Source organism: Mesorhizobium sp. C268A (assembly GCF_040324475.1).
GTDB lineage: Bacteria > Pseudomonadota > Alphaproteobacteria > Rhizobiales > Rhizobiaceae > Mesorhizobium.
Genome location: NZ_JAMYVX010000001.1, coordinates 471,008 through 485,102, shown reverse-complemented (window position 1 = coordinate 485,102; position 14,095 = coordinate 471,008). Strand labels below are relative to the sequence as shown.

At 64.2% G+C, this 14,095-nt stretch carries 17 protein-coding genes; 16 read left to right on the top strand and 1 reads right to left on the bottom strand.

The genetic code is table 11. From position 1 onward, the window contains the following. Positions 1-115 precede the first annotated feature (115 nt). Positions 116-631, top strand: a complete 516-nt coding sequence (ldtR, locus tag NKL06_RS02495) for a transcriptional regulator LdtR (protein ID WP_023672997.1) — start codon at positions 116-118, stop codon at positions 629-631. On the opposite strand, the gene NKL06_RS02490 is transcribed toward ldtR, so the two are convergent. Continuing rightward, complete coding sequence (locus tag NKL06_RS02490; protein ID WP_023693254.1) at positions 632-883, bottom strand: hypothetical protein; 252 nt, start codon at positions 881-883, stop codon at positions 632-634. A gap of 127 nt (positions 884-1,010) precedes the next feature. Between NKL06_RS02490 and NKL06_RS02485 the strand changes: the two genes are divergently transcribed. The 15 genes from NKL06_RS02485 (at position 1,011) to NKL06_RS02420 (ending at position 13,864) form a co-directional block, all read left to right on the top strand. Then, positions 1,011-2,264, top strand: coding sequence for a L,D-transpeptidase family protein (locus NKL06_RS02485; RefSeq protein WP_023693255.1), 1,254 nt, complete (start codon positions 1,011-1,013; stop codon positions 2,262-2,264). A 203-nt stretch (positions 2,265-2,467) separates the two neighbouring features. Beyond that, the gene (locus tag NKL06_RS02480; RefSeq protein ID WP_023693256.1) at positions 2,468-2,614 is read left to right on the top strand and encodes a hypothetical protein; all 147 of its coding nucleotides are present in this window, start codon (positions 2,468-2,470) and stop codon (positions 2,612-2,614) included. A 170-nt stretch (positions 2,615-2,784) separates the two neighbouring features. Further along, positions 2,785-4,098 (top strand): serine hydroxymethyltransferase, encoded by a 1,314-nt coding sequence (glyA, locus tag NKL06_RS02475; protein WP_023669349.1) that lies wholly within the window; start codon positions 2,785-2,787, stop codon positions 4,096-4,098. Positions 4,099-4,178: 80 nt separating this feature from the next. After that, positions 4,179-4,763: an invasion associated locus B family protein gene (locus NKL06_RS02470; protein WP_023693257.1), complete on the top strand. Its 585-nt coding sequence runs from the start codon at positions 4,179-4,181 to the stop codon at positions 4,761-4,763. Between the two features lie 137 nt (positions 4,764-4,900). Then, the gene (gene nrdR, locus NKL06_RS02465; protein WP_023669351.1) at positions 4,901-5,395 is read left to right on the top strand and encodes a transcriptional regulator NrdR; all 495 of its coding nucleotides are present in this window, start codon (positions 4,901-4,903) and stop codon (positions 5,393-5,395) included. Between the two features lie 2 nt (positions 5,396-5,397). Continuing rightward, complete coding sequence (gene ribD, locus NKL06_RS02460) at positions 5,398-6,528, top strand: bifunctional diaminohydroxyphosphoribosylaminopyrimidine deaminase/5-amino-6-(5-phosphoribosylamino)uracil reductase RibD (protein WP_023693258.1); 1,131 nt, start codon at positions 5,398-5,400, stop codon at positions 6,526-6,528. A gap of 1 nt (position 6,529) precedes the next feature. Beyond that, positions 6,530-7,147, top strand: coding sequence for a riboflavin synthase (locus NKL06_RS02455; protein ID WP_023693259.1), 618 nt, complete (start codon positions 6,530-6,532; stop codon positions 7,145-7,147). Further along, positions 7,147-7,308 carry a hypothetical protein gene (locus tag NKL06_RS32675; RefSeq protein ID WP_502896317.1) on the top strand — a complete coding sequence of 54 codons (162 nt, stop codon included), beginning with the start codon at positions 7,147-7,149 and terminating at the stop codon, positions 7,306-7,308. The genes NKL06_RS02455 and NKL06_RS32675 overlap by 1 nt, the downstream gene beginning before the upstream one ends. A gap of 81 nt (positions 7,309-7,389) precedes the next feature. Further along, on the top strand, positions 7,390-7,884 hold the full coding sequence (gene ribH / locus NKL06_RS02450; RefSeq protein WP_023693260.1) for a 6,7-dimethyl-8-ribityllumazine synthase: 495 nt from the start codon (positions 7,390-7,392) through the stop codon (positions 7,882-7,884). Then, a complete protein-coding gene (nusB, locus tag NKL06_RS02445; protein ID WP_023682390.1) occupies positions 7,881-8,381 on the top strand; it encodes a transcription antitermination factor NusB in 501 nt (166 codons plus the stop codon). Before ribH ends, nusB begins: the two co-directional genes overlap by 4 nt. Next, positions 8,378-9,595 carry an MFS transporter gene (locus NKL06_RS02440; protein WP_023693261.1) on the top strand — a complete coding sequence of 406 codons (1,218 nt, stop codon included), beginning with the start codon at positions 8,378-8,380 and terminating at the stop codon, positions 9,593-9,595. Before nusB ends, NKL06_RS02440 begins: the two co-directional genes overlap by 4 nt. Positions 9,596-9,773: 178 nt before the next feature. Next, the gene (gene osmF / locus NKL06_RS02435; RefSeq protein WP_023693262.1) at positions 9,774-10,685 is read left to right on the top strand and encodes a glycine betaine ABC transporter substrate-binding protein OsmF; all 912 of its coding nucleotides are present in this window, start codon (positions 9,774-9,776) and stop codon (positions 10,683-10,685) included. Positions 10,686-11,001: 316 nt separating this feature from the next. Then, a complete protein-coding gene (locus NKL06_RS02430; protein WP_023693263.1) occupies positions 11,002-12,165 on the top strand; it encodes an ABC transporter permease in 1,164 nt (387 codons plus the stop codon). Next, complete coding sequence (locus tag NKL06_RS02425) at positions 12,162-13,100, top strand: ABC transporter ATP-binding protein (RefSeq protein WP_023693264.1); 939 nt, start codon at positions 12,162-12,164, stop codon at positions 13,098-13,100. Before NKL06_RS02430 ends, NKL06_RS02425 begins: the two co-directional genes overlap by 4 nt. Further along, complete coding sequence (locus NKL06_RS02420; RefSeq protein WP_023693265.1) at positions 13,097-13,864, top strand: ABC transporter permease; 768 nt, start codon at positions 13,097-13,099, stop codon at positions 13,862-13,864. Before NKL06_RS02425 ends, NKL06_RS02420 begins: the two co-directional genes overlap by 4 nt. Positions 13,865-14,095 lie beyond the last annotated feature (231 nt).

Genomic DNA, 14,095 nt, shown 5'->3' with positions numbered 1-14,095 from the left:
CCGGTAAGCTCTTGTTAGCCCTAGCGTTTAAGTCGAATTTTATGAGTATTCGATAGTGTCGCAATCAAGGTGAAAAACAAAAAATCACCAGGGCGACAAACGAGAGGCAAAGACAATGATCAATTCGCGTCCGGCGGCGAAGACCGCCAACGTATCCGACGATCGCCGCGAGGCTATCCGTTCGCTTTACATGGAATCGCTGCAGCTGGTCGAGCGTCTGCATCGCCGTCTGCTTGACGTGATCAAGGACGAGTTCGACCGCAATGGCCGTTCCGACATCAATGCCATCCAGGCGCTGCTTCTGTTCAACATCGGCAACTCCGAGCTGACCGCCGGCGAGCTGCGCTCGCGTGGCTACTATCTCGGCTCGAATGTCTCCTACAATCTGAAGAAGCTGGTCGATCTCGGCTTCATCAACCACCAGCGCTCGCGCATCGACCGCCGTTCGGTCCGCGTTTCGCTGACGCCGAAGGGCAATGAAGTGGCGGAAGTCGTCGCCGGTCTCTATGAGCGCCATGTCGGCTCGATCGAACAGGTCGGCGGCATCAACAGCGAAGAGTTCAAGCAGATGAACCGCGCGCTGCAGCGCCTCGACCGCTTCTGGAACGACACCATCGCCTACCGGATGTAATCAGCGGGCCATTGAATAGCAGCTGCGCCGGAAGAAGCGCGGCCGGAGGCAAGTCTCAGTCAACAGGCCGGTGCCGAAAAGCACCGGCCTTTTCTTTTTCGAGCCGCCTGCGCTTCCAATTCGGCGCAAAGCCACGTTGCCGCCATATTCGCGGTGGAAGCGAGGGCTGTGGGTATGCGGCGGCGAAAGCTGTTCGCGCGCCTGTAAGGTCGCATCGCCGTCCGCTTTTGACGGCCAGGTGACGCAGGTCATGGTTGGCTAATTGTTAACAATGCCAACTTTAGAGTGCGGGCGATATCGCCCAACATCGAGCACGTAGCCGAACGCTGCAACAGCCAAACGCTACAAGCCAAACACGACAAGAATGTCTGGAACGTCCATGAGAACCAGCCGCCGCTTTTTCCTTTCCGGAGCTTCCGCGCTCGCCGTTGCCATGGTTGCCAATGCCGCCAGCGCGCAGGATGTGATCGACGATATCCTGAAGTCTTCGAACCGTGGCAATTGGGACGACCAGTTCGACGCCCGCGCCTCCGAAGGCGGCAAGGTCGCCTCGACGCTGCCGATCTTCAGCCTGCAGACGGTTGCCTTCACCGAACAGGCTGTGGCGCAGTATCAGAACATCGTCGCCCAGGGCGGCTGGGGCGAGGTGCCGGCGACAAAGAAGCTGCAGCTTGGCGTCGACGATCCGGACGTGGTGCCGCTGCGCAAGCGGCTGATGGTTTCGGGCGACCTGGCGCAGAGCGCCGGCATTTCGACGTCGTTCGATTCCTATGTCGACGCCGCGGTCAAGCGCTTCCAGGCGCGCCATGGCCTGCCGGCCGACGGCGCCATGGGCAAATACACCTATGCCGCGATGAACGTTTCGGCGCAGATCCGCCTCGGTCAGCTGCAGACCAATCTGGAGCGCCTGCGCGAAAAGGCCGGCACGCTGGGCAGCCGTTATGTGCTGGTCGATATCCCGGCGGCACAGATCGAGGCGGTCGAGAACGATCGCGTCGTGCTGCGCCACACCGCAATCGTCGGCAAGATCGACCGCCAGACCCCGGTGGTCAATTCCAAGATCAACGAGATCATCGTCAATCCTTACTGGAACGCGCCGGTCTCGATCGTGCGCAAGGACATCATTCCGCTGATGCGGAAGAACCCCGACTATCTCAAGGACAGCCACATCCGCCTGTTTGCGCCGGATGGCAGCGAAGTCGATCCGATGACTGTCGACTGGTCGACGGACGATGCCGCAAAATACCGCTTCCGCCAGGATCCGGGCTCCGGCAACGCCATGGCTTCGGTCAAGATCAACTTCCCCAGCCCCGACGGCGTCTACATGCACGACACGCCGCAGCAGAGCCTGTTCGGCAAGATGATGCGCTTCGATTCCTCGGGCTGCGTGCGTGTCCAGAACGTGCGCGACCTCGTCACATGGATCCTGCGCGACACGCCCGGCTGGGACCGCCAGCATTTCGAGGCGACCATCAAGACCGGCGAGAACACGCCGGTGCAGGTCGTCAACCCGGTCCCGGTCCACTTCCTCTATGTGTCGGCCTGGTCGACGGGTTCGGGAGTCGTGCAGTTCCGCGACGACGTCTACGCGCTCGATGGCGCCAGCGAACTGCAGATCACCTCTTCGCTTTAAGCGGCTGATCTCAGTCAGGAAAGGCCACCGCAAGTGGCCTTTCCGTTCGAAGTCCCACGAGGCGGGGCTGGTGGCGCCGGCCATGCGCCAGGCTTGCCGCCGCCGAGAACATCGTCGCCGGCTACCGGCGCCGCATCGCCACTTCGGACGAGGCCGATGACGCCCGGGCCGAGGCCCGCGAAGCCGGGCGGCTGGAGCTCGAAATGCGGCTTGCCGGCATCGAGGCCGAGCTCACCGCCGTGCGCGACATGTTAAGCAGCGGCGCGATCAACGACCACACGGCGAGGGCGTTGTTTACCGAGATCACGCTCACCGAAGCCTTGCTGCAGGGGCGGCAGGAGCGAAAATAGCGGTTCAGGGCCGCTCTGGCGCAATCCGGCCAGCAAATTTCGCGCTGCAAACGTGGCGAGGCGAAAACAACTGTGTTAATGGCGCGGCAATGCATGTCGCCCGGAACCGTGCAGCGGTTTCGGGCAACGATATGCATAGATAAATGCCCCGAACCGAAGGATTTCAGGCCATGGCAACTGCAGCGGCAGCGTCGAACAAATTCGAATCCTTCTTCGAAACCACGCTGGAAGATGCCGATCCGGAGATCTTCGGCTCGATCCGCAACGAGCTTGGCCGCCAGCGTCACGAGATCGAGCTGATCGCCTCGGAAAACATCGTTTCGCGCGCCGTGCTCGAGGCGCAGGGCTCGATCATGACCAACAAATACGCCGAGGGTTATCCGGGCAAGCGCTATTATGGCGGCTGCCAGTTCGTCGACGTCGCCGAGGAACTCGCTATCGAGCGCGCCAAAAAGCTGTTCGGCTGCAACTTCGCCAATGTCCAGCCGAATTCCGGCAGCCAGATGAACCAGGCGGTCTTCCTGGCGCTGCTGCAGCCGGGCGATACCTTCATGGGCCTCGACCTGAACTCCGGCGGCCACCTGACGCACGGCTCGCCCGTCAATATGAGCGGCAAATGGTTCAAGGTCGTTTCCTATGGCGTGCGCAAGGACGACCATCTGCTCGACATGGATGCGATCGAAAAGACCGCGCATGAGACCAAGCCGAAGCTGATCCTGGCCGGCGGCACCGCCTATTCGCGCATCTGGGACTGGAAGCGCTTTCGCGAGATCGCCGATGCGGTCGGCGCCTATCTGATGGTCGACATGGCCCATATCGCCGGCCTGGTTGCCGGCGGCGTGCATCCGTCACCGCTGCCGCACGCCCATGTCGTGACCACGACCACGCACAAATCGTTGCGCGGCCCGCGCGGCGGCATGATCCTGTGCAATGACGAGGACATCGCCAAGAAGATGAACTCGGCGGTTTTCCCCGGCCTGCAGGGCGGCCCGCTGATGCATGTCATCGCCGCCAAGGCGGTCGCCTTCGGCGAGGCGCTGAAGCCGAGCTTCAAGCTCTATGCCGAGAGCGTCGCCGCCAACGCCAAGGCGCTGGCGTCGAGCCTCAAGGAAACCGGCCTCGACATCGTCTCCGGCGGCACCGACAACCATCTGATGCTCGTCGATCTCAGGCCCAAGAACGCCACCGGCAAGCGCGCCGAGGCAGCGCTCGGCCGCGCCAACATCACCTGCAACAAGAACGGCATCCCGTTCGATCCGGAAAAGCCTTTCGTCACCTCTGGCGTGCGTCTGGGCACGCCGGCCGGCACCACGCGCGGCTTCGGCCAGGCCGAGTTCCGCGAGATCGGCAAGCTGATCGCCGAAGTGCTGGACGGGCTGAAGGTCGCCAATTCCGACGAAGGCAATGCGGCTGTGGAAGCAGCCGTGAAGGCCAAGGTCGTGGCGCTGACCGATCGTTTCCCGCTCTATCCCTATCTCGGTTGACCACCAGCGGCGCTTCGTCTTTTATCCCGCGCTCTGCGCCGCTTGCTGTCCGGGCGGCGCGGCCTGTTGGAGATCTGACGATGCGCATGTTCCATCCTGCCGTTCTGGCCTTCATCGGCTCGCTTGCCGCTGTCGCCGTGTCGGGCGCGATCGCCCAGCAGCAGCCGCAGCCGGGCACGGATATCCCCGCCACAAACACCTTTGGCAGGTGGACCACCATCATCGATGCGCTCGACACCGGCCAGGATTCCCACAAGACCTGCGCTGCCTCCACGGCCTTTGTCGATGGCGGCGGCAATGCCGGCACGCTGACGCTTTCGATCTCGACTGGCGACGCCCTGCCGCCCGATGCCTATCCGGCGATCATGTTCACCGTCGCCAACAAGGAGCTGCCGACCGGCAAGAAGATCGCCGCGACCTTTGGCGACCCCGGCGTCAAGGTTTCCGCGACCGTCTATTCCAATGATGCCGGCCGCCCGAGCTGGACCGTCGACAACCAGGCCAAGACCAGTCTCGCTTTGTTGCGGGCCATGCGCCAGGTCATCTCGCTCGACGTGACGTTCGGCAAGCAAGCCGTCGCCAGCATCCCTATGGACGGCTTCACCAAGGCCTACCGCAACCTCGGAACGTCCTGCGGCTTCCCGACCAAGGACGTCGCCCCCTGACATATCGGCGCGGCTGGCAATTTTCCTCCCGCCTCGCTATCTCTGAGGGCGCGAGCGGCCGTTGCCGAACCTTTGCCGTCCCGGCAAAAACCTCTAAGCCTATCGTTCCGCCAGAATCGCCAACCTGAAGGCTCTCCATGCGCTGTCCCTATTGCCAGTCCGAAGATACGCAGGTGAAGGATTCGCGCCCCGCCGAGGATGGCGCGGCGATCCGCCGGCGGCGCGTCTGTCCCGATTGCGGTGGCCGTTTCACCACTTTCGAGCGCGTCCAGTTGCGCGATCTCGTTGTGGTCAAGAAGTCCGGCAGAAAGGTGCCGTTCGACCGCGACAAGCTCTTGCGTTCGGTGGAGATCGCGGTGCGCAAGCGCAATGTCGATCCCGAGCGCATCGACCGCGCCGTCACCGGCATCGTGCGCCAGCTCGAAAGCTCCGGCGAGACGGAAATCGCCTCGGGCGAGGTCGGCCGGCTCGTCATGGAAGCGCTGAAGTCGCTCGACGACGTCGCCTATGTCCGCTTCGCCTCTGTCTATCGCAATTTCCGTGAGGCCAAGGATTTTCACGATGTGCTGGGTGAGCTCAAAGGTGACGAACTCAAAGGCGACGAGCTGAAGAGCGAAGAGGACGCCGGCTGAGCATGGCAAGCCAAACGTCAGGGAAGGCCGATCAGCAGGCCCTCGATCGCCGCTTCATGGCCGCAGCGCTGAGGCTCTCGCGCAGAAATGCCGGCCGCACCTCGACCAACCCTTCGGTCGGCACCATCATCGTTCGCGACGATGGCGCCGGGCCGATGATCGTCGGCACCGGCGTCACCGCCGTCGGCGGCCGGCCGCATGCCGAGACCGAGGCGTTGGCTGAAGCCAGCGAGTTGGCGCGCGGCGCCACGGCCTATGTCACGCTGGAGCCCTGCGCCCACCATGGCCGCACGCCGCCTTGCGCCAACGCGCTGGTCAATGCCGGAGTGGCGCGGGTGGTAGGCGCTGCCAGCGATCCCGATCCGCGCGTCTCCGGCAAAGGCTACGCCATCCTGCGCGCCGCCGGCATCGAAGTGGTCGAAAAGGTGCTGGTCGAGGAAGCCGCCGGGCAGATGGCCGGCTATTTGATTCGATCCCTGAAAAAGCGCCCGGAAGTGACTCTGAAGCTTGCGCTTTCCAGCGACGGCAAGATCGGCAGGTATGGCGCCGGCCAGGTTGCGATCACCGGCGATGTCGCCCGCCGCGAAGTCTATCTGATGCGCGCCGAAGCCGATGGCATACTGGTCGGCATCGGTACGGCGCTGGAGGATGATCCCGCGCTCACCGTGCGGCTGCCGGGGCTGGAGAACCGCTCGCCGGCGCGCATCGTGCTCGACCGCCAGATCAGGCTGCCCGAAGCCTCGAAGCTGGTCTCCGGCATCGACCGGGTGCCGCTCTATATCGCCGCGAGCCTGGAGGCCGACCCGCTGCGGCGGTCGGTGCTGGAGCGTGCCGGTGTGCGCTTCATCGGCACCGAAACCCATGAAGGCGGCATTGCCTTGCCGGAGCTGCTCGAGGATCTCGGCGCGCTCGGCATGGCCAGCGTTCTGGTCGAAGGCGGCGCCAAGGTAGCCAGCGCCTTCCTCGCCGAAGGACTGGTCGACCGCATCGTGCTGTTCCAGGGACCGGAAGCGATCGGCGAGGGCGGCATTGCGTCGCCCATCGACGCCAACCATATCCCGGCAGGCTTCCGCAAGTTGCGCGAGATACGCTTCGGGGAAGACAGCTATGCCGAATGGGTGAGAGATATCTGAAATGTTCACTGGAATTGTCACCGATATCGGCACCGTCGCGGCCGTCAAGCCGCTGAGCGAAGGCGTCGGCCTGCGCATCGACACCGCCTATGACCCCGCGACGATCGCCATCGGTGCCTCGATCTCCTGCGGCGGCGTCTGCCTGACGGTGACGGCGCTGCCAGATGGCGGGTCCAACGCACGCTGGTTCGAGGTCGAAGCCTGGGAAGAGGCACTGAGGCTGACCACGGCGTCGGGCTGGAAATCAGGCACCAGGGTCAATCTCGAGCGGGCACTGAAGATCGGCGACGAACTCGGCGGGCACATCGTGTCGGGCCATGTCGACGGCATGGCCGAAATCATCGAGCGCAAGGATGAAGGCGATGCCGTTCGCTTCACGCTGGAGGCGCGGCGCGAACTGGCAAAATTCATTGCCCCAAAAGGCTCCGTCGCACTCGACGGCACCTCGCTTACCGTCAACAAGGTCGAGGGCACCCGTTTCGACGTGCTTTTGATCCATCATTCGCTGACCGTGACCACTTGGGGCGAGCGCAAGGTCGGCGACAAGGTCAACCTGGAGATCGACACGATGGCCCGCTACGCCGCGCGCCTAGTCGAGGCGGCGAAAGAGGGGCTTTGATGGCCGCAAGACTCACAATCGAACAGAAAAAGCGGCTTACGCGCGAAGCAATGGCCGATGTAGACGCGGGTCGTTTAGTGGATCACGAAGCTGTTCTCGTCTGGGCTGAAAGCCTCTGCAGCAAGTGCCCGCTACCGACGCCCAGCCCAAAGACGCGCTAGGCCAGGCTTCGCCTCCAGCAATCTTCCGCTTGCGATCAAACCGGCTTCGGCCTAAGTCACCGGCTACCCCCGGAGACATTCATGGCAGGCACATCCCAACACGGCAAAGCGTTCATTCGCCCGAAGAAGAAGGCCCACCTTCTGATTATCGAGGCGCGCTTTCATGACGATCTTGCCGACGCGCTACTCGACGGCGCGACGAGCGCGCTCGACGAAGCCGGCGCGACCTATGACGTCGTCACCGTTCCCGGTTCGCTGGAAATTCCAGCAGTGATCACTTTTGCGCTCGACGGCATGGGCGAGGGCGGCAAGGACTATGATGGTTTTGTCGCGCTCGGCACCATCATTCGTGGCGACACTTATCATTTCGACATCGTCGCCAATGAATCGAGCCGCGCGCTGATGGATCTCTCGGTGCAGGAAGCGATTGCGATCGGCAACGGCATCCTGACCACCGAGAACGACGCGCAGGCCTGGACGCGCGCCAAGCGCTCGGAGGGCGACAAGGGCGGCTTTGCCGCGCGCGCGGCGCTGACCATGATCGCGCTCAAGGAGAAGCTGGGAGCGCAATCGTGAGCGAACCCGCTTCGCCCGGCCAGCCCGCGATACGCCACGCCAACAAGCGTGGCGCCGCCCGTCTGGCCGCCGTGCAGGCGCTTTACCAGATGGACGTGGCCGGCAGCGGCGTCTTCGAGATCACCGCCGAATACGAGGCGTTCCGGCTCGGCAAGGAAGTCGACGGCGCGCTTTATCGCGAGGCCGACGCGCAGTGGTTCCGCGCCATCCTGGCCGGCGTCGTCGAGAACCAGACGACCATCGATCCGATCATACGCCAGGCGCTGACCGAAGACTGGCCGCTGTCCAGACTCGATTCGACGTTGCGCGCCATCCTGCGCGCTGGCGTCTACGAACTGATGAAGCGCGACGACGTGCCGGTGGCCGTCATCGTTTCGGAATATGTCGACATCGCCAAGGCCTTCTACGAGGAAGACGAGCCGAAGCTGACCAACGCCGTGCTCGACCGTGTGTCGCGCCGGGTGCGGGGCGAGGGGCGCGGCAAGGACGCATTGTGACCCGCACCGTCGCCGGCGCAGCAAGGGAAGCGCGCCGCACGGCGATCATCCTGGCGACGTCGCAGGCGATTATCGGTTCGGCTGCGCCGATTGCCATTTCCATGGGCGGGCTGGCCGGGCAATATCTGCTTGGCCCCGATAAGTCGCTGGCAACGGCGCCAATCACCGGCTTCAACATCGGCGTGGCGCTCGGCGCGTTGCCGGCCGCGGCCATCATCCGTTGGCTCGGCCAGCGCGGCGGTTTCATGACCGGCACCATCGTCACCGCGCTTGGCGGCGTCATCTCCACGTTGGCTCTGTTCCACGCCAGCTTCTGGCTGTTCGCTTTCGCGCTGCTGGTGATCGGCGTCGGCGGCGCCTTCGTCCAGCAGTTCCGCTTCGCCGCCGCCGATAATGCTCCGCCCGAATTCAAGGCGCGCGCCATTTCCTTCGTGCTGGCCGGCGGCGTCATCACCGCGATTCTCGGGCCGCAGATCGTCATCTTCACCCGCGAATTGCTGGCGCCGGTGATGTTTGCCGGCTCGTTCGTGGCCATTCCGGTTCTGGCGGCGGCCGGCGCCATCATCCTGTCATTCCTGCGCATCCCGGCCAAGGCTCCCGGCCACGCGCAAGTCGCGTCCAGCGACGCCCGGCCGCTGTCCGAGATCGTCACCCGGCCGCGTTTCGTCGCGGCACTGTTTTGCGCCGTCGGCAGCTATGCGCTGATGAGTTTCGTCATGACCGGCGCGCCGCTGGCCATGGTCGGCTGCGGCCTGTCGACGGACGACGCCACGCTCGGCATTTCCTGGCATGTGATGGCGATGTTTGCGCCGAGCTTCTTCACCGGATCGCTGATCCATCGCTTCGGCGCCGAACGCATCGTCGCAACCGGCCTGGTCCTGCTCATCGGCTGCGCCGCGGTGGCATTGTCCGGCCTGCATTTGTGGCAGTTCTGGACGGCGCTGATCCTGCTTGGCCTCGGCTGGAATTTTGCCTTCATCGGCGCCACCTCCATGGTCGCCGACAGCTACCATCCGTCCGAAAAGAGCAAGGTGCAGGGCTTCCACGACTTCGTCCTGTTCGGCTCCGTCGCCTTCGCCTCGCTAATGTCGGGCGCCATCTACAATGCGTGGGGCTGGGAGATGCTGAACTGGCTGGTTTTCCCGGTCGTCGCCCTCTGCTTCGTCGCCCTTGGCGCGCTCAAACTGACCGGATCGCGCAAAGCCCGCGCCTGATCCGGTTCTATCTTTGGCTTGGCACGACGTGTCAGCATCGCGGCGGCCGAAATCGCGGCGACCGCACAAAATTATTGCGTCTGTACCCATTGTTATGAAACCGTGTGCCCCGACGGGGCGTTGAAGCCATGCTCATATGCGGCCACCGCATTTCGGTCCAAAGCAAGGGGTTTTCACAATGTTTTCAGTCAAGATTCTGGCCGGCGCGGCGTTGGCGCTCGGCATCACGGCCGCCTCCGCCAATGCCCAGGTGGTCGTCTCCTCGAAGATCGACACCGAGGGCGGCGTGCTCGGCAACATCATCCAGCTTGTGCTCAACGCCAACAACATCAAGACCACCGACCGCATCCAGCTCGGCGGCACGCCGGTGGTACGCAAGGCGATCACTGCCGGCGAGATCGACATCTATCCCGAGTACACCGGCAATGCCGCTTTCTTCTTCGAGAAGGCCGACGATCCGGTCTGGAAGGATGCCGCCAAGGCCTATGAGACCGCCAAGAAGCTCGACTATGATGCCAACAAGATCGTCTGGCTGTCGCCGTCACCGGCCAACAACACCTGGGCGATCGCGCTGCGCAAGGAGGTTGCCGAGACCAACAAGCTGGCGACCCTGACCGACTTCGGCAAATATGTCGCCGGTGGCGGCACCGTGGTTTTGGCGGCCTCAGCCGAGTTCGTCAATTCGGCGGCAGCCCTGCCGGCGTTCCAGACCACTTACGGCTTCACGCTGAAGCCCGAGCAGTTGATCACGCTTTCGGGCGGCGACACCGCCGCGACGATCGGTGCTGCCGCCAACCAGACCAACGGCGCCAACGCCGCCATGGTCTACGGCACCGACGGCGGCATCGCGCCGTCCGGCCTGGTCGTGCTCGCCGACGACAAGGGCGTGCAGCCGGTCTACCAGCCGGCGCCGATCATCCGCGAAGCGGTGCTGAAAGAGCATCCGGAGATCGAGACGCTGTTGAGGCCGGTGTTCGCCAAGCTCGACCTCGTCACGCTGCAGGAACTCAACGGCCGCGTCCAGGTCGGCGGCGAGCCGGTCAAGGGTGTCGCCGAGGACTTTTTGAAGAAGAACGGGTTTTTGAAGTAGTCAGCGCATAGCTGATCGTGACGCTGGTGCGAGACACCTCTCTCTGGAAGCTGCTGATCTCCCCCCTTGCGGGGGAGATGTCCGGCAGGACAGAGGGGGGTGCTGTCCCGCCGACCTCACAACCGGTAGCAGGTGCGTGCCTCGACAGGGTTGCTTCTGAACAAGCCGACGCTCGAAAGCTGGCGATCCTTCACACCCCCCTCTGGCCTGCCGGCCATCTCCCCCGCAAGGGGGGAGATCGGATTTCGCGTCGGCTTTCGCCGATCACCGGCGTAGTCTGCGCAACGTGGAAAATCGCTCCTCATGAGGGGCATCCATGACCCTGCGTTTCGACAAGCTCGGCGTGGTTATCGCGGCGATCGTTGCCTATGCGGCGTTTCTGGCCCCGTTCGCCACCTTCCGCGCCAATCGTATCGTTCCCGGTCAGGCGCGCTCGATCCTCGAGGCGCTGCCGGCCACAGTCGGGCCGCTGCTGCTGGCGGTCGTCGTCGTGGCCGCAATTGTTGCGTTGCTGAAAACCCCGCTTGTCCTGCGCCTGGCTGCAAGCGTCGTGGCGCTCGCCGCCCTTGCCATCCTGATCGGTGTCGCCGGCACCTTCCTGACGCCGGCCGGCAACACCTTCGCCCGCATCTCGCCGGCTTCCGGCTTCTGGCTGTTGATCTTTGCCTTCACATTGTTGCTCGCCGAGGTGCTGACCAGGCTCAACCTGTCGCCACCGGCCCGCATCGGCGTGCTCGTCCTCGCGGCGCTGGCCATCGGCTTGTTGCTGATATCGGGGCAGTGGGACAGCCTGTCGATCCTCAAGGAATATGCAAACCGCGCCGATAGTTTCTGGGCCGAAGGCTCCAAGCACATCACACTGGCGCTGGGGTCGCTGGCGGCGGCGGTGATCGTCGGCCTGCCGCTCGGCATCCTGTGCCACCGCGTCGAACGGTTGCGGGCCGGCGTGCTCAATGTGCTCAACATCGTCCAGACCATACCCTCGATCGCGCTGTTCGGCCTGCTGATCGCGCCGCTCGGCTGGGTCGCCGCGCATGTTCCGGGTGCCGCAGCGCTCGGTGTCAGAGGCATCGGCACCGCGCCGGCCTTCGTTGCCTTGTTCCTCTATTCGCTGCTGCCGGTGGTGGCCAACACCGTGGTCGGGCTTGCCGGCGTACCCCGCGCGGCCAATGATGCAGCGCGCGGCATGGGCATGACCGATGGCCAGCGCCTGTTCGGCGTCGAGTTTCCGTTGGCCTTTCCGGTGATCCTCACCGGCATCCGCATCGTGCTGGTGCAGAACATCGGCCTGGCCACCATCGCCGCACTGATCGGCGGCGGCGGCTTTGGCGTCTTCGTCTTCCAGGGCGTCGGCCAGACCGCAATGGACCTGGTGCTGCTCGGCGCCGTGCCGACGGTGGCGCTGGCCTTCGCCGCGGCCATCATCCTCGACGCAGTGATCGAAATGACCGCCACCAGGCGCAGGGTTGAAACGGCATGATCGAGATCGAAGGCATTACCAAGCGCTATGACGCGACGACCGTGGTCGACGACGTGTCGATGGTCGTCGAGCCGCGCACGGTTTGCGTCATTGTCGGTACCTCCGGTTCCGGCAAGACGACGCTGCTGCGAATGATCAACCGGCTGGTCGAGCCGACCGCCGGCGTCATCAAGCTCGACGGCAACGACAACCGCACGCTGCCCGGCTACGAGCTGCGCCGCAGCATCGGCTACGCTATCCAGGGCCACGGCCTGTTCCCGCACCGCACCGTTGCGCAGAACATCGCCACCGTGCCGGTCCTGCTGGGCTGGGACAAGGACCGCATCAAGGCCCGCGTCGATGAGTTGATGACACTCTACCAGCTCGACCCCGAGGCCTATGGCCCGCGCTACCCGCACGAACTGTCCGGCGGGCAACAGCAGCGTGTCGGCGTCGCGCGCGCGCTCGCCGCCGAGCCCAATGTGCTTCTGATGGACGAGCCGTTCGGCGCACTCGACCCGATCATCCGCACCAAGGCGCAGGAAGACCTGCTGGCGATCCAGAAGCGCTTCGGCACCACCATGATCCTCGTTACCCACGACATGGAGGAGGCCGTCCACATGGGCGACAAGATCGCCGTCATGGATGCCGGAAAGCTGGTGCAATACGCCAAGCCGGAAGAGATCCTGGCGCGGCCGGCGAACGCCTTCGTCGAAACCCTGGTCGGCGCCAGCGAAAAGCCGTTCCGGCTCTTGTCGCTCGGCCGCGTGCGCGAGGCCGTGGAAAAGGGGTCTGCCGAAGGCGAGGCGATCCCAGGCGACGCCAGCCAGCGCGACGCGCTGGCCGAGCTTCTGTGGTCGGGCCGGCCGGCGCTGCCGGTCAAGGGCGAAGACGGCAAGCCGCTCGGCCGCGTCACCGTCGACGGGCTGGTGAAGCGCGCGGCGAGGCCGGCATGAAAGGGGCCGGTCTAAAAGCCTGGCTGCCTTCGCTGCTCAGGCTTGCCCTGGTGGTGCTTCTCATAGCCTTCGTCACCAATCCCGGCTGGTTCGAGCCGCTGTTGAAGCCGCTGACCGAAAACAATGCGCCGGCGATCTACAATCAGGGCAGCCTGCTGACGCTGACCCTGCTGCATCTCAGGACCGTGCTGATCGCTACCGTCGCTGCAACCATCGTTGCCGTGGCGCTTGCCATCCTGGTGACCAGGCCGGCGGGCGCCGAATTCCTGCCGCTGTCGCGCAGTCTGGTCAATATCGGCCAGACCTTTCCGCCGGTGGCGGTGCTGGCGCTGGCGGTGCCCGCCGTCGGTTTCGGCGAGAAGCCGACGCTGATTGCGCTGTTTCTCTACGGCCTGCTGCCGATCTTCGAGAACGCGCTGACCGGCCTCACAACGCTGCCGGGCAACATCATGGAGGCCGCGCGCGGCGCCGGCATGACCGGCTGGCAAAGGCTGATCAAGGTTGAATTGCCGCTGAGTGCGCCGATCATTCTGGGCGGCATAAGGCTGTCGGTGGTGATCAGCCTGGCCACGGCGACGATCGGCTCGACGGTTGCCGCCAAGACGCTGGGCGAGGTGATCATCGCCGGCCTGCTGTCCAACAATCTCGCCTTCGTCCTGCAAGGCGGCCTGATCGTCGCGGCGCTGGCGGTGCTGATCTATGACGGACTGTCCGCCATCGAGCGCTACACCGCGCGCAAGATGGGGCAGGAGACTGGCGACTGACCTTCGCTGGACTGCGGGCAAAGCATTGACTGACGCGGCGTCATTTCAATCGATCTAATAGCAGGGCATCGGCAATGGGAATGTTGTGGCCTAAACCTTTTGGCTGAAAGCGGGGCAAAAACCGAACAATATCTTGACGTTCCGAGCCCTGTTTCGCATACACCGCTGCGAAGGACGGATTCCGCCTAGGCTTATCCGCTCCCCGCACCAACGGCCCAGGGAGGGGTTCTT